This window comes from Streptomyces sp. NBC_01351, assembly GCF_036237315.1.
Taxonomy (GTDB): Bacteria; Actinomycetota; Actinomycetes; order Streptomycetales; family Streptomycetaceae; genus Streptomyces.
Genome location: NZ_CP108356.1, coordinates 7,495,868 through 7,520,150, shown reverse-complemented (window position 1 = coordinate 7,520,150; position 24,283 = coordinate 7,495,868). Strand labels below are relative to the sequence as shown.

At 72.9% G+C, this 24,283-nt stretch carries 19 protein-coding genes; 6 read left to right on the top strand and 13 right to left on the bottom strand.

What is annotated here, in order from left to right; translation table 11 throughout:
- Window positions 1-15: 15 nt before the first annotated feature.
- From OG625_RS34615 to OG625_RS34580, 8 genes are all read right to left on the bottom strand, one after another.
- Complete coding sequence (locus tag OG625_RS34615; RefSeq protein WP_329388875.1) at window positions 16-3,267, bottom strand: ATP-binding protein; 3,252 nt, start codon at window positions 3,265-3,267, stop codon at window positions 16-18.
- A 103-nt stretch (window positions 3,268-3,370) separates the two neighbouring features.
- On the bottom strand, window positions 3,371-3,778 hold the full coding sequence (locus tag OG625_RS34610; RefSeq protein ID WP_329388873.1) for an ACT domain-containing protein: 408 nt from the start codon (window positions 3,776-3,778) through the stop codon (window positions 3,371-3,373).
- Between the two features lie 50 nt (window positions 3,779-3,828).
- The gene (locus OG625_RS34605) at window positions 3,829-4,287 is read right to left on the bottom strand and encodes a hypothetical protein (RefSeq protein WP_329388871.1); all 459 of its coding nucleotides are present in this window, start codon (window positions 4,285-4,287) and stop codon (window positions 3,829-3,831) included.
- Window positions 4,288-4,412: 125 nt separating this feature from the next.
- On the bottom strand, window positions 4,413-4,640 hold the full coding sequence (locus OG625_RS34600) for a DUF397 domain-containing protein (RefSeq protein WP_443067919.1): 228 nt from the start codon (window positions 4,638-4,640) through the stop codon (window positions 4,413-4,415).
- Between the two features lie 121 nt (window positions 4,641-4,761).
- Complete coding sequence (locus OG625_RS34595; protein WP_329388867.1) at window positions 4,762-5,937, bottom strand: thiolase domain-containing protein; 1,176 nt, start codon at window positions 5,935-5,937, stop codon at window positions 4,762-4,764.
- The gene (locus tag OG625_RS34590) at window positions 5,934-7,004 is read right to left on the bottom strand and encodes a thiolase domain-containing protein (protein WP_329388865.1); all 1,071 of its coding nucleotides are present in this window, start codon (window positions 7,002-7,004) and stop codon (window positions 5,934-5,936) included. Before OG625_RS34590 ends, OG625_RS34595 begins: the two co-directional genes overlap by 4 nt.
- Window positions 7,004-7,969, bottom strand: a complete 966-nt coding sequence (locus OG625_RS34585; protein WP_329388863.1) for a Zn-ribbon domain-containing OB-fold protein — start codon at window positions 7,967-7,969, stop codon at window positions 7,004-7,006. The genes OG625_RS34590 and OG625_RS34585 overlap by 1 nt, the downstream gene beginning before the upstream one ends.
- Before the next feature lie 183 nt (window positions 7,970-8,152).
- Window positions 8,153-8,953, bottom strand: coding sequence for a crotonase/enoyl-CoA hydratase family protein (locus OG625_RS34580; RefSeq protein ID WP_329388861.1), 801 nt, complete (start codon window positions 8,951-8,953; stop codon window positions 8,153-8,155).
- Window positions 8,954-9,119: 166 nt separating this feature from the next.
- On the opposite strand from OG625_RS34580, the gene OG625_RS34575 reads away from it, so the two are divergent.
- The gene (locus OG625_RS34575; protein WP_329388859.1) at window positions 9,120-10,751 is read left to right on the top strand and encodes an acyl-CoA synthetase; all 1,632 of its coding nucleotides are present in this window, start codon (window positions 9,120-9,122) and stop codon (window positions 10,749-10,751) included.
- A 197-nt stretch (window positions 10,752-10,948) separates the two neighbouring features.
- Here OG625_RS34575 and OG625_RS34570 read toward each other — a convergent pair whose 3' ends face one another.
- Window positions 10,949-11,797, bottom strand: coding sequence for an alpha/beta fold hydrolase (locus OG625_RS34570; protein WP_329388856.1), 849 nt, complete (start codon window positions 11,795-11,797; stop codon window positions 10,949-10,951).
- Window positions 11,798-11,904: 107 nt separating this feature from the next.
- On the opposite strand from OG625_RS34570, the gene paaK reads away from it, so the two are divergent.
- From paaK to OG625_RS34555, 3 genes are all read left to right on the top strand, one after another.
- Entirely contained in the window at window positions 11,905-13,212 is a 1,308-nt protein-coding gene (gene paaK, locus OG625_RS34565; RefSeq protein WP_329388855.1) for a phenylacetate--CoA ligase PaaK, read from the top strand.
- 92 nt (window positions 13,213-13,304) lie between these two features.
- The gene (locus OG625_RS34560) at window positions 13,305-14,159 is read left to right on the top strand and encodes a YhjD/YihY/BrkB family envelope integrity protein (RefSeq protein WP_329388853.1); all 855 of its coding nucleotides are present in this window, start codon (window positions 13,305-13,307) and stop codon (window positions 14,157-14,159) included.
- A gap of 69 nt (window positions 14,160-14,228) precedes the next feature.
- Window positions 14,229-15,110: an oxidoreductase gene (locus tag OG625_RS34555; protein ID WP_329388851.1), complete on the top strand. Its 882-nt coding sequence runs from the start codon at window positions 14,229-14,231 to the stop codon at window positions 15,108-15,110.
- A gap of 36 nt (window positions 15,111-15,146) precedes the next feature.
- Here the strand turns inward: OG625_RS34555 and OG625_RS34550 are convergent, their stop codons facing one another.
- Complete coding sequence (locus OG625_RS34550) at window positions 15,147-16,700, bottom strand: fatty acyl-CoA synthetase (protein ID WP_329388849.1); 1,554 nt, start codon at window positions 16,698-16,700, stop codon at window positions 15,147-15,149.
- Window positions 16,701-16,857: 157 nt separating this feature from the next.
- Here OG625_RS34550 and OG625_RS34545 point away from each other — a divergent pair, with 157 nt between their 5' ends.
- The gene (locus OG625_RS34545; protein ID WP_329388847.1) at window positions 16,858-19,332 is read left to right on the top strand and encodes a penicillin acylase family protein; all 2,475 of its coding nucleotides are present in this window, start codon (window positions 16,858-16,860) and stop codon (window positions 19,330-19,332) included.
- Between the two features lie 42 nt (window positions 19,333-19,374).
- On the opposite strand, the gene OG625_RS34540 is transcribed toward OG625_RS34545, so the two are convergent.
- Window positions 19,375-20,478, bottom strand: coding sequence for a calcium:proton antiporter (locus OG625_RS34540; RefSeq protein WP_329388845.1), 1,104 nt, complete (start codon window positions 20,476-20,478; stop codon window positions 19,375-19,377).
- 142 nt (window positions 20,479-20,620) lie between these two features.
- Here OG625_RS34540 and OG625_RS34535 point away from each other — a divergent pair, with 142 nt between their 5' ends.
- Window positions 20,621-21,340, top strand: coding sequence for a hypothetical protein (locus tag OG625_RS34535; RefSeq protein WP_329388844.1), 720 nt, complete (start codon window positions 20,621-20,623; stop codon window positions 21,338-21,340).
- A 7-nt stretch (window positions 21,341-21,347) separates the two neighbouring features.
- Here OG625_RS34535 and OG625_RS34530 read toward each other — a convergent pair whose 3' ends face one another.
- Window positions 21,348-22,922, bottom strand: a complete 1,575-nt coding sequence (locus OG625_RS34530) for an acyl-CoA synthetase (protein ID WP_329388842.1) — start codon at window positions 22,920-22,922, stop codon at window positions 21,348-21,350.
- A gap of 5 nt (window positions 22,923-22,927) precedes the next feature.
- Complete coding sequence (locus OG625_RS34525) at window positions 22,928-24,046, bottom strand: NAD(P)H-dependent flavin oxidoreductase (protein WP_329388840.1); 1,119 nt, start codon at window positions 24,044-24,046, stop codon at window positions 22,928-22,930.
- Window positions 24,047-24,283: the final 237 nt, after the last annotated feature.

Below are 24,283 nucleotides of genomic sequence, written 5' to 3'. Positions count from 1 at the left end.
GGCGGGCCGGTCCGATCACGTTGAGCTACGGGCGAACGCCTCCAGCGCGGCCTTCAGCCCGGACCGGTCGGTGCCGAGCTTGCGACAGGCGGCGGACAGGTCCCAGTCCGGCCCCGGGGCCGGGCCCGCGTCCCGGGATGGGGCCATGCCTTGGGCCGCGCCCGCGTCCCGGGCCGGGTCCAGAGCCTGGGCCGCGCCCGACCCCAGGACCAGGCCAGGGCCTACGCCCGCGGCAGGCGCCGTGGCAGTGGCCGGGTCCGGGCCAGGCGCCGCTCCCAAGGCCAAGTCCGGGCCAGGGCCCACGTCCGGGCCCGCGCCCTGGAGCGGGACCCGGGCCGTGTTCGGAGCCGGGGCCAGGCTCGCGCCCGGGGCCGATGCCAGATCCTGGCTCAGGGTTTGGGCCGGGCCCAGGGCCGATGCCGGGGCCGGGCCCAAGGCCGGTGCCGGCACCGCGGGGCGGCCCGTGCGGGGTGATTTCGATCCCGCGGTCGGGTGGTGCCGGGCGGCCGCCGTCGGGATCCGCTCGCCGCGCAGCGCGCGCTCGGCTGCCCGGCGTTCCTCCTCCGTGAGGCGGTCGTCCCCGCGGGAGGCGCACGGCAGGCCGCCGCCCAGGCTCAGCAGGGTGTCGGTCACCTCCGCCGCGAGCCCGTCCGCGCCGCATTCCCGCGCCGTCACCACGGCCCGCGTCAACAGCTCCTCGTCCCGTAGCTCCGTGCCGAGCGCGGCCAGCGCTCGGGTCAGTTCGTATCCCGCCGGGGAGGCCGCGAGTACGGCCACCGCCTCCCGCAGCAGCCCCGCCCGGTCCGCGGGGGCCGCGACCTCGGCCGCCACCCGCAGGGCCTGGCCGATGCCGGAGGGGGCGCCGAAGGCGCGGGCCCGCCGCAGGGCGTCGCCGGCCAGGGCGCGGGCCCGCTCGGGGTCCTCCGCGGCCACGGCCCGGGCCAGGTACAGCTGCCAGGGGCACCAGGCCGGGTTCTGGATGCCGCGCGGGGTCAACCGCCGGTCGACCTCCTCCAGTTCGGCGGCGGCTGCCTTCGTGTCGCCCCGGGCGAGGAGCAGTTCGGCGTAGACGGTCTGGGAGTCCGGGAAGACCACCGCCGACGGGAAGGGCCGGCCGAACTCGTGCTCCCGGGCCAGCTCCCAGGCCTCGTCGGTCCGGCCGCGGGCGAGCAGCGTCGTGATGAGGATGGCGATGGTGTACCAGTGCACGGGCGTGCCGCGGCCCACGCGCTCGGCGAGCTGCAGCCCGGCCCGGGCCAGTTCCTCGGCCTCCGCGAGCCGCCCGCGCCGGAAGCGGATGTAGGCGCGCAGGCTGTACCCGAAGGAGAGGTGCGCCCCGCGCCAGCCCTGCCGTTCGAACTCGGCGGTCCCCGCCTCGAAGAGCTCGTCCGCCCGGCCCGGCCGGTCGGCGTACACGTGCGCCATGGCCACCAGCACCGGGACCTCGAAGCCGCGGTCCTCGTACGCCCAGCTGAAGGGCTGCTCCAGGACCCGTCCGGCATGGTGCAGGACCACGTCCACAGGTTCCCCGCGCAGGCAGGCGTCCCAGGCGCGCAGCCCGATGACGTACCGCTCGGTGAGGTCGCGGCCGGTCAGCCGGTCGGCGAGCCGGGCGAGGCGGCGGGAGCGGGCCGGGGAGTCGGTCTCGGCGGCGTTGAAGGCGTCCCACATGAACTGCTCGGACTGCAGGCGCAGTCGGGCGCGGGCGTCCTGGGTGTGCGGGATCTCCCGCGCGAGGGATTCGGAGGCCTCGGCGAGGCGGTCGCTGTGGGCGAGGACCTGGGCGAGCCGGATGACGATGCCCTGGCGCAGGGCCGGGTCGTCCACGGGCTCGGCGAGCGCGGCCCGCAGGTGATTGACGGTGTTGGCGGGCTCCGTGAGCAGGGAGGCGCAGCCGAGTTCGTACAGGACGGCGGCGCGTTCGTCGAAGTCCGGGGGTTCGCGCAGGGCGCGGGCGAGCTGCCGGCGGGCTGCTTCGGGGGCTCCGGCGCGCAGATTCTCGCCGGCGGCCTCGCGCAGGGTGCGCACCACCCAGGGGTCGTTCTCGGGGTGGGTCTCCAGGAGGTGGCGGGCGGCGGCGGAGGGGCCCAGTCCGGCGTCGACGACGGCCGCGGCGGCCTTGCCGTGGAGGGCGACGCGCAGGGCGTCGGGGATGGCGCGGTATATGGCGGTGGCGATGAGCGGGTGGACGAACTCCAGTCCCGCGTCGGGCTTTTCGGTGGCGGAGGCTTCGGGGGTGGCGGCCGACAGGATGCGGGCGTCCCGCAGCCGGCCGGTGGCGTCGACGGCTTCCTCCGCACCGAGGGCGGCGACGCGGGCGGCGAGGTCCTGCGGGATGGCGGTGCCGAGGACCGCGCAGGCCCAGGCGAAGCGGACGGTGGAGGGGCCGAGGCGTTCGAGGCGGGCGACGAGGCCGCTGCCGCGCTGGGCGGCGGCGAGGTCGCGCAGCAGCGGGGCGCTGGCCTCGACCGGGGGGAGTCCCTTGTCCCGGATCTTCGCGGTGAGTTCGACGGTCTCGAAGGGGTTGCCGGTGGTGACGGCCCAGGCTTCGCGGCAGAAGGCGTCGTCGGCGTGCTCGCCGATCGCCTCGCGGACCAGGGTGGCGACGGCGGGCGCGGTGAGCGGGGCGAGGGCGAGCGGGCGCTGTCCCGCGCGGCCGGGCAGCGTACGGAACGCATCGGCGTGCGCGGGCAGTTCGTCGGGCCGGTAGGCGACGACGAGGAGCAGCGGGAGGTGTTCGGCGCGCGGGGCGTAGGCGGCGAGCCAGCCGAGGGATTCGGGGTCGGCCCAGTGGGCGTCGTCGAGGACGAGGGTGACGGGGGCGCGCTGGACGACGAGGTGGGTGAGGACCCAGTCGAGTCCGTCGCGCAGGCCCTGGGGGTCGGGCGGGGCGCCCTGTTCGGGGGCGCAGAGGCCGAGGGCCGGGCCGACGATGGAGTACCAGCTGCCGAGGGCGGCGCGCAGTTCGCGTTCGGAGGTGCCGGCGAGCTGGGGCTGGATGAGCTGGCGGGCCACGTGGAAGGGCTGGCTCTGCTCCTGTTCGCCGCCCCTGGCGGCGAGGACGGTGCAGGAGCGGGCGTGGGCGCGGCGGCGGAGTTCGGCGAGGAGGGTGGTCTTGCCGAGTCCGGCGGGTCCGGAGAAGGCGAGCAGGGCGCCGCCGGCGTCCGGTGCGGTGCCGGTGAGCTGGTCGAGGGCCTCGTCGACGATGGCGAGTTCGGTCTCGCGTTCGACCATTGTGCGCCGTATGCGGGTCCGGCGTTCCGTCATGGCTGGTACCCCCCAGGCCTGTTCGGGGGGATCAGCGTACGCCCGCGCGGAACGGGAGGGAGCCCGCTGTCGGAAACAATCCGATCTTCTTTTCGCGCCCGTGTCAGTCCTGCGCGGAACGCTCCGCCAGGCCCTCCAGAACGGCGACGGCCTCGGCAGCCCGGTCGGCGGCCACGAAGAGGTGGTCGTGGTGGTAGCCGGCGATGACGTTGCAGCTCAGGCCGTGTGCGCCGAGTTCGGTGGCGAAGGCGGCGGTGAGGCCGACGGCGTCGAGGGCGGAGTGGATGCGCAGGGTGATCCAGCCGGCGGTGTAGTCGTAGGCGAGCCCGGCCGCGTCGGCGTCCTCCTGGGAGAGCACGAGGGTGAGCCCCTCGCGCTCCCGGATGGTGGCCACGGGGGCGGTCCCGGCCGGGGCGGTGGTGCCGGGGACGGTGCAGAACACGTACAGGCCCTCGTTCAGCTCGGGCCGCATGCCGCTCAGGAGTTTCCGCAGATCGTTCTCACCGCTCATGGCGCCACCCTACCGATCCATCCTGTTGTGCCTGGATCGGCCTCGCCGACTCAGGTTCCCTCGTAGAGCAGCCGCTTCCACCAGGAATTCGGGCCGCCGCGGCGGTCCGTGGCGGGCGCGTCGGGATCGTGGAGGGTGCGGCGGCGGAGGTCGGCGTCAAGGCGCCGCAGGATCCGGCCGAGCGCACGGCGGGCGCCGGGCGGCAGGGTCCGGTACACCTCGGCCAGTTCGTCGCGGACCACGGTCACGTCGTCGAGCTCGCATCCGGGGGCGGGGCACACCGCTGCCGTCACCCGGCGGTGGCCCCCCGGCCGGTCCAGGAACTCGCGGTAGCGGCACAGCAGTTCCTGCGGTCCGTAGTGACTCTTGTGCCGCGCCCACTGCAGCTCCGCGCTCGCGGCGCGTGACAGCCGGTCGACGGGCGGCAGTTCCCACGCCCATGCGGGCGGCCGTCGGCCCTCGAAACTTCCTCGTGCGGCGCGCAGCGCGCCCGGCCGTCTACGCGGCATCGCCCTTTCGGCGGTTGATCGTCATGGCGGCCATGATGCCCGGGTGATCCTCGCCCTGCAACGGACTATGCGGGGCCGCGACCCGCTGCCCAGCGGCCGGGCGGCGGGTCGCGGCGGGCCCGGCCCTACGTCAGGTCGAACTCCCCGCCCCGCGCGTCCAGTACGAAGCGGCGCCACTCGTCCGGCGCGAAGATCAGCGAAGGGCTCTCGGGGCGCTCGCTGTTGCGCATCGCGATGAAGCCGTCGACGAAGGCGATCTGGACGTCGCCCGCTCCCCGGCTGCTCGACTGCCAGTCCGCCTCGGTGAGATCGAGGTCCGGCTTGCCCCAGCCTGCGAGCGGCTGTGAAGTCATGCTCTCTGCCACGTGCGTGCTCCTCCCGGTACGTCGTCCGGGGGCAAGGTTAACCACCGCGGCGGGTGCCGCACAGGCCACGGTGAGTCACCCTTGACCGGTCCGGCACCCCCGGGGCTGCTCAGCCGGTCGGTTGCTCCGCCCCCACCAGCCACATCGCGAAGAACTGCGCGCCGCCGCCGTACGCGTGCCCCAGGGCCCGGCGGGCGCCCGGGACCTGGTGTTCCCCGGCCTGCCCGCGGACCTGGAGGGCGGCTTCCGCGAAGCGGATCATGCCGGAGGCGCCGATCGGGTTGGTGGACAGCACGCCGCCCGAGGGGTTGACCGGAAGGTCCCCGTCGAGTTCGGTGACCCCGGCCTCGGTGAGCTTCCAGCCCTCGCCCTCCTCCGCGAAGCCGAGGTTCTCCAGCCACATCGGCTCGTACCAGGAGAACGGCACGTACATCTCCACCGCGTCGATCTCGCGGCGCGGATCGGTGATGCCCGCCTGGCGGTAGACGTCGGCCGCGCAGTCCTTGCTGGCCTGCGGGGACACGAAGTCCTTGCCCGCGAAGAGGGTGGGTTCGCTGCGCATCGCCCCGCCGTGCACCCAGGCGGGCGGCTTCGGCGAACGGGCCGCGCCCGCGCGGTCGGTGAGGATCATCGCGCAGGCCCCGTCCGAGGAGGGGCAGGTTTCGGAGTACCGGATCGGGTCCCACAGCATCGGGGAGGCCTGGACCTTCTCCAGTGTGATGTCGTGCTCGTGCAGGTGCGCGTACGGGTTCTTCAGCGCGTTGCGGCGGTCCTTGTACGCGACCAGCGAGCCGACCCCGTCGGGCGCGCCGGTGCGCCGCATGTACGCGCGCACGTGCGGGGCGAAGAATCCGCCGGCGCCCGCCAGCAGCGGCTGCTGGAACGGTACGGGCAGCGAGAGCCCCCACATGGCGTTCGACTCGGACTGCTTCTCGAAGGCGAGGGTGAGGACGGTGCGGTGGACGCGGGCCGCCACCAGGTTGGAGGCGACGAGCGCCGTGGAGCCGCCGACCGAGCCCGCCGTGTGCACGCGCAGCATCGGCTTGCCGACGGCGCCCAGCGCGTCCGCCAGGTAGAGCTCCGGCATCATCACCCCCTCGAAGAAGTCGGGGGCCTTGCCGATGACGACCGCGTCGATGTCCGCCCAGGTCAGTTCGGCGTCCGCGAGGGCGCGGGTGGCCGCCTCGCGGACCAGTCCGGCGATGGAGACGTCGTGGCGGGCGGCGACGTGCTTGGTCTGCCCGATCCCGACGATCGCGACAGGCTCTTTACCCGTAGTGCTCACCGTGCGTCCCCTTCCAGGACGGCGACCAGGTTCTGCTGGAGGCAGGGGCCGGAGGTGGCGTGCGCGACGGCCCGGTCTGACTCGCCGCGGTGGATCCGGGCGGCCGCCTCGCCGATCCGGATCAGGCCCGCGGCCATCACCGGGTTGGCGGCGAGCGCCCCGCCGGAGGGGTTGACGGCGACGCCGTCGCCGAGGCCGAGCACCTTGCGGAGCACGACCTCCTGGGAGGAGAACGGCGCGTGCAGCTCCGCCGTGTCCACGGGTGCTTCGAAGACGCCCGCGCGTTCCGCGGCGATCCTGGTGGACGGGGAGTCGGTGAGGTCGCGCAGGCCCAGGGAGTGGGCCTCGATGCGGTGGTCGATGCCGGTGATCCAGGCGGGGCGTTCGCACAGCCGGCGCGCGGTGTCCCCGGCGGCGAGGATGACGGCGGCGGCGCCGTCGCCGATCGGCGGGCAGTCCCCGGTCCGCAACGGCGCGACCTGGTAGTCGCCCTGCGGGACGGAGCCGCGGAGCTGGGCGTGCGGGTTGACCTCGGCATCGGCACGGCTGCGGGCGCCGATGGCGGCGAGGGCGGGCTCGTCGGTCTCGCCCGCGTCGATGAGCGCCTGGGCCTGCAGGGCGGCAAGGGCCACCGAGTCGGGCCAGAGCGGAGCCACGTAGTACGGATCGAGCTGGCGGGTGAGTACGTCGCGTACCGAACCGGGCGAGGACTTCCCGTACGAGTAGACGAGCGCGGTGTCGGCCTCGCCGGTCTGGATCTTGACCCAGGCCTCGTAGAGGGCCCAGGCGCCGTCCATCTCGACGTGCGACTCGGAGATGGGCGGCCAGGCGCCCACCCCGTCGAGGGTCATGGTGAAGGAGAAGGCCCGGCCGGCCAGGTAGTCGCTGGAGCCGGAGCAGGTGAAGCCGATCTCCCCGGCCTTCAGGCCGGTGGCGGCCAGCACCTGGTGCAGGACCGGCATGACCATCTCTACTTCGCTGAGTTCGGCGGTGTCGCGGCGGTGGTCGCTCTGCGCGAAGGCGACGACGGCGACCTCTCGGGCGTACCTCGGCGGCGTCTTCGGCATCAGATGAGCTCCTTGTACGCGTCGTAGTCCGCGTCCGGCTCGCCGGTGGGGCGGTAGTGGTCGGGGTAGCGGCCGCCTTCGGTCCAGACCGGTTCGACCCGCAGGCCCATGCGGACCTGGTCGTACGGGATTCCGCCGATCCGGCCGTGGAGGGCGAGGCCGGCGCCGTCGAGGGCGATGTGGGCGTAGACGTAGGGGACCTCGATGTCGAGGTTCTTGGCCTTGATGTTGACGATGCAGAAGGTGGTGACGGTGCCCGCCGGTCCGACCTCCACCTGGTCGGTGGTGGCCACACCACAGGTGGGGCAGGCGCCGCGCGGCGGGACGTACACCTTGTGGCAGGAAGGGCAGCGCTCGCCGACGGTCTTCTGCTCGGAGAGGGCGCTGATGTAGGCGGTCTGAGCGCGGCCGGGGCTGTAGGTGTAGTCGAGTCGGGCGCGGGCGACGATGCCGTGGACGGCGTCGTCGAACGCCCCGTCGTGCGGGGCGGCCGCGCCGACCTCCGGCCCCTCGTAGGGCTCGAAGCAGGCGATGTCGGTGATCGCCCCGGTGCGGTCGGCGTCGGCGGCCCAGCGGACCCGGACCCGCATCCCGGTGCGCACGGCGTCGGGGCCGGGTGCGTCGAGGGCGTGCAGGAGGGCGGTGTCGGCTCCGTCGAGCTTGACCAGCACCCAGGCGAAGGGGGTGCCCAGGGGCTGGTTCGGGCGGGGGTGGCCGTTCCAGGCCCAGGTGGTGACGGTGCCGGTGTCGGCGACCTCGACGAGCTCGCGGATCTCCTCGGCGGTGACGGGGTCGTACTCGACGGGCGGGACCATCACCGCCCCGCCGGAGGTCTTCACCCCGAGGACGACGCGTTCGCGCAGCCCGGTGAGGAAGGCGCTCTGGACGGGCCCGAGGGACCGGGTGAAGGGGAACTCGACGACGAGGGGCGCGCGGAGCACCTCCGGTGGGGAGGCAGCTGTCATGGTGGCTCTCCGATGGTGTTGTTTCCGGCAATGTCGGCCTCGCCGGGCAAAATTCAGCCCCCGCCAGGCGCAATCCAGCCTCGCCGGCGTTTGAGGCGCGGGGTCCGGGGCGGAGCCCCGGCAACGGCGCCGCACCCTCACCCGGCAGGGTCCGGCACGGCAGCAGCGGCGGCGCCGCGGGGGCTACTCCCGCCGGTACACCGCGGGCCGCTTCTCCGCGAAGGCCCGGGCCCCTTCCTTGGCGTCCGCCGTGTCGAAGATCGGCCACCCCCGCAGCAGCTCCGCGGCCAGACCCTCCGTCTCCGTCAGCTCGGCGGCGTCGTAGACGGAGGCCTTCACGGCCTCGACCGCCAGCGGCCCGCACGCGTTGATCCGCTCGGCGATCTCCAGCGCGGCCTCCAGCGCCGTGCCGGCCGGCACCACCCGCCCGACCAGCCCGATCCGCGCCGCTTCCTCCGCGGAGTACGGCCGCCCGGTCAGCAGCATCTCCAGCGCGTGCGTACGCGGGATCTGCCGCGGCAGCCGCACCGTGGAGCCGCCGATCGGGAAGAGCCCCCGCTTGACCTCGAACAGTCCGAAGGTGGCCCCCTCCCCCGCCACCCGGATGTCCGTGCCCTGCAGGATCTCCGTCCCGCCAGCCACGCAGTACCCCTCGACCGCCGCGATCACCGGTTTGCGCGGCCGGTGGTGGCGCAGCATCGCCTTCCAGTGCAGGTCGGGGTCGGCCTTGAGGCGGTCCCGGTACTGGTCGCCCGCCATGCCTTTCCCGGCCAGCGCCTTGAGGTCCATGCCGGCGCAGAAGTCCCCGCCCGCGCCGGTCAGCACCACCGAGCGGATCTCGTCGTCCGCGTCCGCTTCCAGCCAGCCGTCGTACAGGCCCACCAGCAGCGGCAGCGAGAGCGCGTTCTTCGCCTCGGGCCTGTTCATGGTCAGCACCAGCGTGGCACCGTGCCGTTCCACGGTCAGGTGTTCCGTCCCACCCATTGCCGTCCTCCCGTCTCAAGACCTAGAACAGGTTGCAGTAGGGGAGGGTGCAGTTCAATAGTTTTCTGACACCCAGTCAGTTTTCTTGGGCGGCGCCCTTCCCACTTCCCTTCGGCGGCGCTCTAATGACCGCCGAGCAGACCAGCCATGCGCGTCAGGAGGAACGGTGGAGTACAACCTTGCCGACCTGTTCGAGTCGGTCGTGGACGTGGTCCCGGACCGCGAGGCCCTCGTGTACGTGGACCACCCCGGTACCGGCGCCGAGCGCCGCCTCACCTACGCCGAACTGGACTCGGCGGCGAACCGGATCGCGCACCACCTGCTCGACAGCGGCCTGAAGGCCGGCGAGCACCTGGGCCTGCACCTCTACAACGGGATCGAGTACCTCCAGACCGTGCTGGCCTGCCTGAAGGCCCGGCTGGTCCCGGTGAACGTCAACTACCGGTACGTGGAGGAGGAGCTGGTCTACCTCTACAACGACGCCGATCTCGCGGCGCTCGTCTTCGAGGGCGAGTTCACCGAGCGGGTCGCGGCCGCGCTCCCGCAGACCACGAAGCTCCGCCACCTGATCCGGGTCGGCGCCACCCCCGAGGGCGCTCCGGAGCCCTCGATCGCGCCGGTCGCGTACGAGGACGCCGAGGCGGCCGGCTCGCCCGAGCGCGGATTCCCGCCGCGCAGCCCGGACGACCTGTTCATCATCTACACCGGCGGCACCACGGGCATGCCCAAGGGCGTCATGTGGCGGGCCGAGGACCTCTTCTTCGCGGGGCTCTTCGGCGGCGAGCCGACGGGCGAGCCGGTGAAGCGGCCCGAGGAACTGGCCGAGCGGGTCGCGGCGCGCGGCGCCGGGCTCACCTTCTTCCCGGCCCCTCCGCTGATGCACGGCACCTCCACCCTCACCTCGTTCGTCGCCTTCAACTACGGCCAGCGGATCGTCATCCACCGCAAGTACGCGCCGGAGGAAGTGCTCCGCACGATCGAGAAGGAGAAGGTGTCCAGCGTCTCCCTCGTCGGCGACGCGATGCTGAGGCCGCTGATCGACGCGCTGAACGGCCCGCTGAAGGGCACGGACCTCTCTTCCCTCTTCAGCGTCTCGTCATCCGGCGCGATCATGTCGGAGACGGTGAAGGCGGAGTTCCAGCGGCTGGTGCCGAACGTCCTCCTGCTCAACAACTTCGGATCCTCCGAATCCGGCTCCAACGGCAAGGCGACGGACGACTCCAGCCCCGAGAAGGGCTTCCGCCTGGAGGTCAACGAACGCACCCAGGTGGTGGACCCGGTGACCCACGAGCCGGTGCCGGTGGGGGTGCCGGGACGCCTGGCGCAGCGCGGCTACGTGCCGCTCGGCTACTACAACGACCCGGTCAAGACCGCCGAGACCTTCTTCCAGAAGGGCGACGAGCGCTGGGTCCTCCTGGGCGACATGGCCACGGTGGACGAGAACGGGATCGTGACGGTGCTCGGCCGCGGTTCGCAGTGCATCAACACGGGCGGCGAGAAGGTCTATCCGGAGGAGGTCGAGCAGGCGCTGAAGTCCCACCCGGACGTGTACGACGCCCTGGTCGCGGGCGTCCCGGACCCGACGTGGGGCAGCCACGTGGCGGCGGTGGTCCAGGTCCGCCCGGGCGCCCCGGAACCGACGCTGGACGAGATCCAGTCCCACTGCCGCACGAAGCTGGCGGGGTACAAGATCCCCCGCCAACTGGTCATCGCCCCGGCCATCCAACGCTCCCCGAGCGGCAAGGCGGACTACCGCTGGGCAAAGACGATAGCCACGGAGGCGGACGCGACGGGCTGACCCGCCGAGCCGGCCGACTCAGCCCCGCCGGCGTTTGAGGCGTGGGGGTCCACCCGGACGGAGTCTGGGGGAGGGTCTGGGGCGGAGCCCCTGGGGGCACCTCCCAGCGGTAGCTGCGGGGAGGAACGGCGGAAGGGCGGGTAGGGGACGGCTCCGCGCAGCGGCACCCCCACCCGCACCCCCACCCGCCCACCCCGTCAGCGCCCGGACGCCAGGAACCGCTCCACCCGCGCCGAGAACCACTCCGCGTCGTCCAGCCACGGAAAGTGCCCCGCACCGGCCTGCACGTCCGCCACCCCCCGCGGGAACAGCTCGGCGAGCCGCCCCGCGAGGTCCGGGCACGGGTTGAAGTCCAGGCCCCCGGCCAGCACCAGCACCTCGCCGGCGACCCGTCGCAGCCCGGCCCGGGTGGCCGGCGGGTCGAAGGCGCCCGGGCCCGCGTAGGCCGCCGCCGCCTTCTCGTTCTGCTCCTGCTCGCCCGCGGCCCAGTGCGCCCGCGCCGCGTCGTCCCACCGGCCGTAGAAGAGCGGGACCGCCAGCTCCCACGCCTCGTCGGTGTCGACGCCGTCGAGGATCCCCGCGTAGGCCTCGATGGCCCGGTCGTACAGCTCGGTACCCGCCCGCCCCCGGGCACCGGCCAGCCGCTGTTCCGTGGTGACCGGGAGGTCAACGGCCCATGCGGTGGGCGTGACCAGGACCGTCCGCCGCACCCGCTCGGGGTGCGCGGCCGCGTAGAGCTGGACGAGGTTGCCGCCGGCGGAGTGCGCGAGGAGGTCCATCCGCTCCAACCCCAGGTGGACCCGCAGTGCTTCCACGTCGGCGACCTGGTGGTCCACCCGGTACGTCGACTCGTCCGCCGGTATCGCGGAGTCGCCCGTGCCGCGCAGGTCGAGGAGGATCAGCCGGCGTCCCGCGGCCAGTCCCCCGAGGTCCCCCAGGTAGACCGAGGCCCGCATGGCCCCGCCCGGGAGGCAGACCAGCGGTTCGCCGTTCCCCCGCACGTGGTAGGCGAGTTCGGTTCCGTCGTAGGTGGTGAAGGTAGGCATGCGGACCATCACAACAGACGATCACTCGTTCGAGTCATTGATTTACCCCTCGGAGGCCTGGCAATCTACCGAATGATCGTTCGGTTTGTTCAGGATGAGGTGACGGCATGGCGGTGTACGCAGATCTCCACGACGAGGGCGAGCGGCTGGGCCTCGACGAGCTGGCCTCCCTCCAGTTGAAGCGGCTGCGCGCGACCCTGCTCCGCGCCTACGAGCGGGTGCCGTTCTACCGGCAGTCCTTCGACAAGGCCGGCGTGCACCCGGAGGACTGCCGCTCCCTCGCCGATCTCGCCCTCTTCCCCTTCACCACCAAGACCGATCTCCGCGACCACTATCCCTTCGGGATGTTCGCCGTACCGCGCTCCGAGGTGCGCCGCATCCACGCCTCCAGCGGCACCACGGGGCGCCCCACGGTGGTCGGGTACACCGACGCGGACCTCTCCACCTGGGCCGACGTGGTGGCCCGGTCCATACGGGCGGCGGGCGGGCGGCCCGGCCAGATCGTGCACATCGCCTACGGCTACGGGCTGTTCACGGGCGGCCTCGGCGCGCACTACGGGGCCGAGCGCCTCGGCTGCACGGTGGTGCCCGCGTCGGGCGGGATGACGGACCGCCAGGTCCGGCTCATCGAGGACTTCCGGCCGGAGGTCATCATGGTGACGCCCTCCTACATGCTGACGTTGCTGGACGAGATGGAGCGCCAGGGCATCGACCCGCGGGCCACCTCCCTGCGGACGGGCATCTTCGGCGCGGAGCCGTGGACGGAGGAGATGCGCCGGGAGATCGAGGAGCGGCTCGGCATCGACGCGGTGGACATCTACGGGCTGTCCGAGGTCATGGGCCCGGGCGTGGCCCAGGAGTGCGTGGAGACCAAGGACGGGCTCCATGTGTGGGAGGACCACTTCTATCCCGAGGTGGTCGATCCCCTGACGGGCGAGGTGCTGCCGGACGGGGAGCCGGGCGAGCTGGTCTTCACCTCCCTCACCAAGGAGGCCATGCCCGTCATCCGCTACCGCACCCGGGATCTGACGCGGCTGCTGCCCGGCACCGCCCGCCCCGCCTTCCGCCGGATGGAGAAGGTCACGGGCCGCAGCGACGACATGATCATCCTGCGCGGGGTGAACCTGTATCCGACCCAGGTCGAGGAGATCCTCCTGCGGACGGCCGGGCTGGCTCCGCACTTCCAGCTGCGGCTGACCAGGGAAGGCCGGCTGGACGCCCTGACGGTACGGGTGGAGGCCCGCCGGGAGACGGAAGCCGCCCGGCGGGAGGCCGCGGCTGCCGAGGTGGTCCGGGCGGTCAAGGAGGGCATCGGGGTCTCCGTTCGGGTAGAGGTCGTCGACCCGGAGACCTTGGAGCGCTCGGTGGGGAAGATCAAGCGGCTGATGGACCTGCGGGGCACCGGGGAGGGGTGAGACCCGCCTACCGGCGGGCGAAACCACCCCTTTGGGCCCAATTCGGGGTGGCTTCCGGGAACGGGGCCGGCCGCGCGGGTAGGGCATGAGGCGTGACCTCGATCCTCCAGCGGCTCCACGACCGGCTCCAGGGCTCCCCTGCCGGTCTGGCCTGGAGCCGGGGCCGGGAGATGGAGCTGATGCACCGGGCCATGGGCTTCGCGGCCCTAGGCTTCCTCACCCTGGTGCCGCTGCTGATCGTCGTGGCGGCCGCCGCGCCCGGCAGCGGTTCCGGTTTCGGCCGCTGGCTCGGGCAGGCGCTCGGGGTGACGGAGTCCTCCCGGGCCCGGGTCGAGATGCTGTTCGGCGCGGCGGACCTGGCGCTGGAGCGGACCACCGCCTTCGGGCTGGCGGCGCTGGCCGTGTTCGGCCTGACCTTCGGCTCCGCCGTGCAGACCGGCTACGAGAAGGTCTGGGACCTGCCGACCGCCCGCTGGCACACCATGTGGCGGCACGTGGTCTGGCTCGCCCTGCTGGTCTGCTACCTGGCCCTGCTGGTGGAGATCCCGGCGCCGTCGAAAGACGCCGTCGGCACGGTCCTCGGCGCCCTGGGCGACCTGCTCGGCACCTTCCTGTTCTTCGTCGGATCGCAACGGCTGCTGCTCTGCGGCCGGGTCCGCTGGCGGGCGCTGGTGCCGGGCGCGCTGGCGACCAGCCTCGGGCTGCTGGGGCTGCGGGTTTTCTCGCAGCTGGTGTTCTCCCCGCTGATCGCGTCGAACGCCGTGACCTACGGCCCCTTCGGCACCCTGCTGGTCGTCCAGTCCTGGCTGGTCGGGGTGGGCTTCGTGGTCTACGGCGGGGCACTCGTCGGCCGCCTGGTCCACGAGGCCCTCACCCTGAGACGCCTGCGAATGAACGGAGTTTTCCCGCCAGGTGACCATCATTCCCATGATCCGGGATTGGGCTGACCGGGCCACGTCACCGGTGTCAGGATGGGCGGCGCACACCATCGACGGCGTTCGTTCACAGGGGAACTGATGACTACGCAGCATGGATTAAGCGAAACGGCCGGCCGGGTCTGGCTGATCACGGGGGCCTCCTCCGGTTTCGGCCGGACCCTCACCGAGGCCGCGCTCGCGGCCGGGGACACCGTCGTGGCGGCGGCCCGCCGCCCCGGCACACTCGACTCACTGGCCGCCGAGCACCCGGACCGGCTGGTGCCGCTCGCGATGGACGTGACGGACATCGCGCGCGCCGAGGAGGTCGTCACGGAGGTCGTGGACCGCTTCGGCCGGATCGACGTCCTCGTCAACAACGCGGGACGGGGCCTCCTCGGAGCCGTGGAGGAGACCACTGACCGCGAGCTCCGCGAACTGATGGAACTGCACTTCTTCGGCCCGGCGGCCCTCACCCGGGCCGCGCTGCCCCACATGCGGGCCCGCAAGTCGGGCGCCATCGTGCAGATGAGCAGCATGGGCGGGCGGCTCGCCTTCGCCGGCGTCGGGGCCTACTGCGCGACGAAGTTCGCCCTGGAGGGTCTGACCGAGGCGCTCGCCACCGAGGTCGCCGGCTTCGGCATCAAGACCCTGATCGTGGAGCCCGGCTCCTTCCGCACCGGGTTCGCCGGCGGGGACGCGCTGAGCCACACCGCGGTCCTGCCCGCGTACGAGCAGTCCGTCGGCCCGGTGCGCCAGGGCATGCCGGCCAGTGACGGCCACCAGCCCGGCGACCCGGTCAAGGCGGCCGCCGCGATCCTCACCGCCCTCGACGCCGAGAACACGCCGCTGCGGCTCGTCCTCGGCAACGACGCCCTCGACTTCATCACGGCACACGCGGACGCCGCGCGCGCGGAGGCCCGTACCTGGGAAGCCGTCAGCCGGGCCACGGACTTCGACGGCCTGGCGCCCGCGGCGCCGTAGTGGCCGCAGTGGCCGTCCGGCGGCCGGGGCATCGCGTCAGCGCGCCCCGGCCGCCGGTGGCTCCGCGAAACGGTCGCGGAGCTCTCGCTTGAGGATCTTGCCGCTGGCGTTGCGCGGGAGGGCCTCCACGAACAGGACCCGTTTCGGGGCCTTGAAGTGGGCCAGCTTCTCCCGCGCATAGGCCATCAGCTCGGTCTCCGTCACCTCACCGCGCGGTACCACGACGGCCGTCACCGCCTCGATCCACCGATCGTCGGGCAGGCCGACCACCGCCGCCTCGGCCACGCCCGGGTGCGTGTACAGCACGTCCTCCACCTGCCGGGAGGCCACGAGCACCCCGCCCGAGTTGATGACGTCCTTGACCCGGTCCACGACCGTGAAGTACCCCTCCGTGTCACACACCGCGAGGTCGCCCGAGCGGAACCAGCCGTCCCGGAACGCCTTCTCGGTCGCGCCGGGGTCGTTCCAGTACCCGCGGCACAGCTGTGGCGAGCGGTAGACCACCTCCCCCGCGGTGCCGGCCGGCACGTCCTTGCCGTCCTCGTCGACGACCTTCGCCTCCACGTGGCGCACCGTCCGTCCGCAGGAGTCCATCCGTCCCTCGTGCTCGTCCGGGCCCAGCACCGTGGCCAGGGGTCCGATCTCGCTCTGGCCGAAGCAGTTGTAGAAGCCGAGCCCCGGCAGCCGCTCGCGCAGCCGCTCCAGGACCGGCACCGGCATGATCGAGGCCCCGTAGTACGCCTTGCGCAGCGCGCCCAGCTCGCGCCGCTCGAAGTCGGGGTGGTTGGCCAGGCCGATCCACACCGTCGGCGGGGCGAAGAGGCTGTCGGCCTCCCCCGCCTCCACGAGGTCGAAGACCTGCTCCGCGACCGGCGCGTCCAGGATGGTGTTGTCCGCCCCGACCGCCAGGTACGGCAGCAGGAAGACGTGCATCTGCGCCGAGTGGTACAGCGGCAGCGAGTGCAGCGGCCGGTCCTGCTCGGCCAGGTCCAGTGCCTCGATCGCGCTCTCGTACTCGTGCGCGAGCGCCCGGTGCGTCATCATCGCACCCTTGGGCAGGGCGGTGGTTCCGGAGGTGTACAGCAGCTGCGCCAGCCCGTCCGGGTCGCTTCGGCCGTCAAAGGGCAGCGGCTCGGCGAGTTCGGCGAGGAAGGAGCCGGCGTCGTCGCGCAGCGCCCGTACGCGGTACCGGTCGGGGACCCGCCCTGCGAGGTCCGGATCGGCGAGGACCAGAGCACTGGCGCTGTTGTCCAGGATGTACGCCAGGTCCTCTCCGGTGAGGTTCTGGTTGACCGGGACGTGCGTGAGCCCGGCGCGGGCGCAGGCGAGGAAGGCGATGAGGTAGGCGTCCGAGTTGTGGGCGAAGGTCGCGACCCGGTCGCCCTCGGACAGCCCGTACCGATCGCGCAGGACGGCGGCGCCCGTGGTGACGGCCGCGTCGAGTTCCGCGTACGTCCAGGTCCGCTCGCGGTAGTGGACGGCCACCCGATCGGGCACCCGGCGCGCGCTGTGGCGCACGAGCCCGTCGACCGTGTGGTGGCGCACCGCCGGTTCCGCACCCGCTGCTCGCACTGTCTGCTCTGCCGTCATGGCGCGATCCTCGTGCCCCGCACGCCCAAGGTCAATGACCGGGATACCAAACGGGATGTTGACAGATCATCGGACCGCCTGCATGAGTGTGGGGGCACGGACGCACCGCCTGTCCCCCGGGCAACCACGCCCATCCGCAGGCTATTTGGGAGGCACCTTGCACCTCAGCACCCGTCCGATACTCCGGCGCGTCGCCCTTGCCGGCGCCGCGCTGCTCGCCGCCACCGCCGCCACACCCCAGGCCTCGGCGTCGACCGGGGAACGGATGCCGTCCGGCGGCGGCCTGTCCGCCGTCATCCGGTACACCGAGCACGGCATTCCGCACATCCTCGCCAGGGACTACGCGCACCTCGGCTTCGGGACCGGCTGGGCGCAGGCCGCCGACCAGGTGTGCGTGCTCGCCGACGGGTTCGTGACCGTCGCCGGGGAGCGCTCGCGCTGGTTCGGCCCCGATGCCGCCCCCGACGGATCACTGTCCTCCGCCACCCGGAACCTCTCCAGCGACCTGTACTTCAAGGGCGTCCGGGAGTCCGGCACCGTGGAGAAGCTCCTCGCCACCCCCGCTCCGGCGGGCCCCAGCAAGGACCTCAAAGAGCTGATGCGCGGCTGGGCCGCCGGGTACAACGCCTGGCTCGCCCAGAACAAGATCACCGACCCGGCCTGCAAGGGAGCGGGCTGGCTCCGCCCGGTCACCGCCACCGACGTGGCCGCCCGCGGCTTCGCCGTCTCGGTCCTCGGCGGCCAGGGGCGCGGCATCGACGGAATCACGGCGGCGCAGCCGCCGGGCAATCAAGCACGTACGGCGGCGCAGCCGCCGGGCGATCCGGCCGGCACCGCGGCGCGGACGGCCGCGCCGCACCCGGAGCTCGATCCGGCGGGCGCGGCCGAGGCGGCGCGGGAGTTCTTCGACACCTCCCGGTACGACATGGGCTCCAACGCGGTGGCCTTCAGCGGTTCCACCACCGCGAACGGCCGCGGGCTGCTGCTCGGGAACCCGCACTACCCCTGGCAGGGCGGGCGCCGCTTCTGGCAGTCGCAGCAGACCATCCCGGGCGAGCTGAACGTGTCGGGCGGCTCCCTGCTCGGCACCGCCGTGGTCAACATCGGCTTCAACGAGAAGGTGGCCTGGAGCCACACGGTGGCCACCGGCACCCCCGTCAACCTGCACCAGCTCACGCTCGACCCGGCCGATCCGACCGCCTACCTCGTCGACGGCAAGCCGGAGGCGATGACCCGGCGGACCGTCACCGTCCCGGTGGCGGGCGGCGATCCGGTGACCCGCACCCAGTGGTGGACCCGGTACGGGCCCGTGATCACCGGTCTGGGCCCCGGCCTGCCGCTGCCCTGGACCGCGCAGACGGCGTACGCGCTCAACGACCCCAACGCGGTGAACCTGCGCGGCTCCGACACCGCCCTGGCGATGGGCAAGGCCCGCTCCGTCGCCGGCGTCCAGGACGCCCTGGCCCGCACCCAGGGACTGCCCTGGGTGAACACGGTGGCCGCCGACTCCTCGGGCGGCACCCTCTTCACCCAGTCCCAGGTGCTCCCCCGGATCACCGACGAGCTCGCCGCCCGCTGCTCCACGCCGCTGGGCCGGGCCACGTACCCGGCCTCGGGGCTGGCGGTGCTGGACGGTTCGCGCGGCGACTGCGCGCTCGGCGCGGACCCGGACGCGGTGCAGCCCGGCGTGTTCGGCCCGGGGAAGGCGCCGACGCTGCGGGGCGCCCCGTACGCCGAGAACTCCAACGACAGCGCCTGGCTGGCCAATGCCGACCGGCCGCTGACCGGCTACGAGCGGATCTGGGGCAACGTCTCCACCCCGCGGTCGATGCGTACGCGCGGCGCGATCGAGGACGTGTCGGCGATGGCGGCCGGGGGCGGGCTGACCGTGGCCGACCTGCAGGAGCAGCAGTTCGCCAACCGGGTGCCGGCCGGTGACCTCGCGGCGGCCGACGCGGCGAAGGCCTGCGCCGCGCTGCCCGGCGGTACGGCCACGGCGAGCAACGGCACCGTGGTGGACGTGTCGGCGGCCTGCCCGGTGCTGGCGGGCTGGGACCGCACCGCCGACGGCGCCAGCCGCGGCGCGCTGCTCTTCGACCGGTTCTGGCGGAAGCTGACCGCTTCGACGGCGCCCAAGGACCTGTGGCTGGTGCCCTTCTCGGCGGCCGATCCCGTGCGCACCCCGCGCACGCTCAACCAGGCCGCGCCCGGAGTCGGCCGCGCGCTCGCGGACACGGTGGCGGAGCTGGGGGCGGCCGGGATCGCGCTGGACGCGGAGCTGGGCGAGCACCAGTTCGTGGTCCGCGGCGGGCAGAAGCTCCCCGTGGGCGGGGGCACGGAGTCACTGGGCGTCTGGAACAAGATCGAGGCGCCGTGGAACGCGGCGGCCGGCGGCTACCCGGAGGTCGTGCACGGCACCAGTCACGTCCAGGCGGTCGGCTGGGACGGCGGCCGCTGCCCGGTGGCCCGCACCTTGCTGACGTACAGCCAGTCCTCGAACCCGAACTCGCCGTACTACGCGGACCAGACCCGTCTGTTCGCGGAAGGCAGTTGGGTGACCTCGCGGTTCTGCGAGCGGGACATCCTCACGTCGCCGAAGCTGAGGGTGGTGTGGCCGCGCGAGCGGCGCTGACCGACCGTGCCGCGATCCCGGCCCTGATCCTGGCCGTGGCCCTCAGGGGCTCACGGCCAGGAAGAGGTACGCGGCCAGCAGGACGAGGTGGACTCCGCCCTGGAGCAGGGTGGCGCGGCCCGGGGCGATGGTGAGGGCGCTGACCACGACGGTGAGGGCGAGCAGCACCATGTGGGTGGGCCCGAGGCCCAGGGTCAGCGGGCCGGAGAGCCAGATCGAGGCCAGGGCGATGGCGGGGATGGTCAGTCCGATGCTGGCGATGGAGGATCCGTAGGCCAGGTTGAGGCTGGTCTGGACACGGTCTCGGCGCGCGGCGCGGACGGCGGCCAGGGTCTCGGGCGCCAGCACGAGCAGGGCGATGATCACACCGACGACGGCGTTCGGCAGACCGGCGTCGGCGACGCCCTTCTCGATGGTCGGGGAGACCGCCTTGGCGTTGCCGACCACCGCGACGAGCGCGACGAGCAGCAGGCCGACGCTGATCATGGCGGCGCGGGAGGTGGGCGGCGCGGCGTGGTCGTCCTCCTCCCCGGTGCGCGGCTCGGTTTTCACGGGCAGGAAGTAGTCGCGGTGGCGGACCGTCTGGACGGCGATGAACAGTCCGTACAGGGCGAGCGAGGCGACGGCCGCGAAGGCCAGCTGGGCGGTGGAGAACTCGGGGCCGGGCTTGCTCGTAGTGAAGGTCGGCAGGACGAGGCTGAGGACGGCGAGGGTCGCGACGGTGGCGAGGGCGGCTCCGGAGCCCTCGGCGTTGAAGACGGCGACCCGGTTGCGCAGGGCGCCGACGAGCAGGGACAGGCCGACGATGCCGTTGCAGGTGATCATGACGGCGGCGAAGACCGTGTCCCGGGCGAGCGAGGAGGTCTTGTCGCCTCCGTCGACCATCAGGGTGACGATGAGCGCCACTTCGATGACGGTGACGGCCACGGCGAGGACGAGCGAGCCGAAGGGTTCGCCGACCCGGTGGGCGACGACCTCCGCGTGGTGGACGGCGGCCAGCACCGCACCCCCGAGGCAGAGCGCGACGAGGACCACCGCGAGCGAGGGCAGCTCGCGTCCCCAGCTGAAGACGAGGGCGACGAGCGCCACCACGGGGACCGCGACGGTCCAATCGGTAAGGAGGGATCTGCGCGTTGCCGTACTCATATCAGCCAACTTGCCAGAACTGTCCCTCCGGTGCGGCGCAAGGACCGCCTCCGGGGCTCTGACGTGGCACTTCTCACGCATTCGGCGGGCGTGGCGGGTGCGGAGTACGCGGGAATCCGTGCCCGGCGCCGCAGAATGGGGCATGACCTCAGCGGACGTGCCGTCGCCCTGGAGCGAGTACGAGCAGACCGATCTGCACCGCGTCACGCTCCGGGCGTTGCTGCGCTACGTGTCCCCGCCGCCGGGCGGCGAGGGCGGGGGCGGCCCGGGTCGGCCCGTTCGGGGGGTGGTGCAGCCTCCCGGGCGGCCGGACACGACCCGCGTGGTCCTGTGGGACGGCCACGACCTGGACACGTCGCTCGCCTACGATTTCCCGCTGGTCGGCCGGCACGACTACAACGTCCCGTGGAGCGACATCGCGGGAGTGCTGCGACAGCTGGCCGCCACCGGGCCGACCGCGGCCGCCGCGACGTCCGTGGACGGGCTGGGGATCCCCGTCGTCGACGTCCGCGCGGAGACCTTCCGGTTCCAGGACGAGCCCTCGTACGACCTCACCGACGCGCTCCACGCCGTGGTCTGCGGGCTCGAACCCTACGGCGGGGAGCCGGACCCGGAGCTGCTCATCAGCGGTTTCCTGCTGATCGACCTCGGCACGGTACGGCTGTACCTCGACCGGACGGCAGGCCCGCCGGCGCGGATCGGCGTGGACGTCGCCCTGCGGGACGAGGAGGGACACGTACGGGAGGGGTTCACCGGGACCATGGCGGCGCTGCCCTCCCTCGTACGGTCCGAGCTCGACTGGAACGCCTCCGAGGCCGAGGATCCCTACTGCGCGGCGGTGTACGACCTCACGCACTGGTGACGCCGTGTCACATGGCGCGCTCGTGGCCCTCCCAGTACGGTTCGCGCAGTCGCCGCTTGTAGAGCTTGCCGTTCGGGTCGCGCGGCATCGTCTCGATGAAGTCGACCGTCTTGGGGCGCTTGTAGCCGGCGAGGTGCCGCTCGCAGTGGTGCAGGATCTCCGCGGCCAGCGCGTCACCGGCCTCGAAGCCCTCGGCCGGTTCGATGACGGCCTTGACCTCCTCGCCCCAGCCGGCGTGCGGGATGCCGAAGGCGGCGGCGTCGGCGACCGCCGGGTGGGTGAGCAGGACGGACTCGATCTCGGCCGGGTAGATGTTGACCCCGCCCGAGATGATCATGTCGATCTTGCGGTCGCGGAGGTAGAGGTAGCCGTCCTCGTCCATCAGCCCGAGGTCGCCGACGGTGAAGAAGTCGCCGATGCGGTTCTTCTTCGTCTTGCCCTCGTCCTTGTGGTAGCTGAAGCCGCCGGTCTTCATCTTCATGTAGACGGTGCCCAGTTCGCCGGGCGGCAGCCGGTTGCCGTCGTCGTCGAAGACGGCGAGCTCGCTGATCGGCCAGGCCTTGCCGACGGTTCCGGGCTTCTTCAGCCAGTCCTCGGCCGTCGCGAAGGCGCCGCCGCCCTCGCTCGCCGCGTAGTACTCCTCCACGCAGCTGCCCCACCAGTCGATCATCGCCCGCTTGACGTGGTCGGGGCAGGGCGCGGCACCGTGGATGGCGTGCCGCATCGAGGAGACGTCGTACCGGTCCTTCGTGTCCTGCGGGAGCGCGAGGAGCCGGTGGAACTGCGTCGGGACCATGTGGGTGTGCGTGCAGGCGCGTTGGTCGATCAGGCGGAGCATCTCTTCGGGGGTCCACTTGTCCATCAGGACCAGGGGGTGCCCGATGTGCAGGGCGGCGCCCGCGAATTGGAGGACCGCCGTGTGGTAGAGCGGCGAGCAGACCAGGTGGACGTTGCCGTCGAAGGGGCGGATGCCGAAGATGCCGAGGAAGCCGCCGAGGTAGGTCTCCTCGGGGAGCTTTCCGGGGAGCGGGCGGCGGATGCCGCGGGGGCGGCCGGTGGTGCCGGAGGTGTAGTTCATGACCCAGCCGAGGGTGCGGTCCCCGGGGGGAGTGCCGGGCTGTCCGTCGAGGAGCTCGCCGTACGGGCGGAAGCCCGGGACGGCTCCGACGGCGTAGCGGTGGCTCGCGGGCAGGTCCGCCTCGTCGGCCGCGGAGGTGGCGGCGTCGGCGAAGCGCTCGTGGGCGACGAGGACCTTGGCGCCGGAGTCGGAGACGATCCAGGCGATCTCGGGGCCGACGAGGTGGTGGTTGACGGGGACGAGGTAGAAGCCGGCCTGGGCGGCCGCGAGGTAGGCGGTGAGGAACTCGACCCCGTTGGGGAGGACGACGGCGAACACGTCGCCCTGCTCCATACCGGCGGCGCGCAGGCCGTGGACGAGGCGGTTGACGTCGGCGTGCAGCCGGCCGGCGGTCCATTCCTCGCCCTCGGGGGTGACGAGCACGGTCCGCCCGGGGTCGGCGGCGGCCTGGGCCCAGAAGCCGTTGGGCTGCTGGCTTTCGGTCACGGCGGTCACAGTGGTCATGGCGCTCACGCCTCCTCGCGGACTCGGCCCGCGATGCGGTTGATCCGGTCGATGGCCCGCTCGAAGCCAGTGGTCAGGTCGTCGAAGACGGCCTGGACGCTGCGCTCCTCGTTCATCCGGCCGACGATCTGGCCGACGGGGGTGCCAAGCAGCGGCTGGATCTCGTACTTCTGGATCCGGGAGACGGCCTCGGCGACGAGCAGGCCCTGGAGCGGCATGGGGAGCGCGCCGGGGCCCTCCGGGTCGTCCCAGGCGTCGGTCCACTCGGTGCGCAGCTGGCGGGCGGGCTTGCCGGTGAGGGCGCGTGAGCGGACGGTGTCTCCGGAGCCGGCGGCGAGGAGCTTCGCGGTGAGGGCGCGGGAGTGGAGGTCGGCCTCGGTGGTGGTGAGCCAGAGGGAGCCGAGCCAGGCGCCCTGGGCTCCGAGGGCGAGTCCGGCGGCGATCTGCTCGCCGCTGCCGATGCCGCCGGCGGCGAGGACCGGGAGCGGGGCGACGGCCTCGACGATCTCGGGGACCAGGACCATGGTGGCGATGTCGCCGGTGTGGCCGCCGGCCTCGTAGCCCTGGGCGACGACGATGTCGATGCCGGCTTCGGCGTGGCGGCGGGCGTGCTTGGCGCTGCCGGCGAGGGCGGCGACGAGGACGCCGTGGTCGTGGGCGCGCTGGATGACGTCGGCGGGCGGGGAACCTAGGGCGTTCGCCAGGAGTTTGATGGGGTAGTCGAAGGCGACGTCGAGCTGGTTGCGGGCGACCTGCTCCATCCAGCCGGTGATCCGCCAGCCGGAGGCCTCGCCCTCGGCGAGCTCGGGCACGTGGTGCTTGGCGAGGGTGTCGCGGACGAAGGCGCGGTGCTCGGCGGGGATCATCGCCTCGATGTCGGCCTCGCTGATGCCGTCGACGGCCTTCTTGGCGGGCATGACGACGTCGAGGCCGTAGGGCTTGCCGTCGGTGTGTGCCTGCATCCAGTCGAGGTCGCGTTTGAGGTCGTCGGGAGCGGTGTAGCGGACCGCACCGAGTACGCCGAATCCGCCCGCGCGGGTGATGGCAGCGGCGACCGCCGGGAAGGGCGTGAAGCCGAAGATGGCGTGCTCGACTCCCAGTTTCTTGCTCAGCTCCGTCTCCATGGGCGGCAGGATGCCGCAGCCCGGCGGTCGAGGGAAGAGATTTTCTGATGCAGTGTCAGATTCTTTCCGGGCCGGCCCGCGCGAAGGGTGCCCGCCGGCAGGGCACATACCCACTAACGTGCGGCCCATCCGACCCCGGGGCACCTCCCCAGTGGGGCCACCCGGCCGGGGCAACTCCCGGGCCGGGGGGCAGATCCAGCCTCGCCGGCGTTTGAGGCGCGGGGTCCGGGGCGGAGC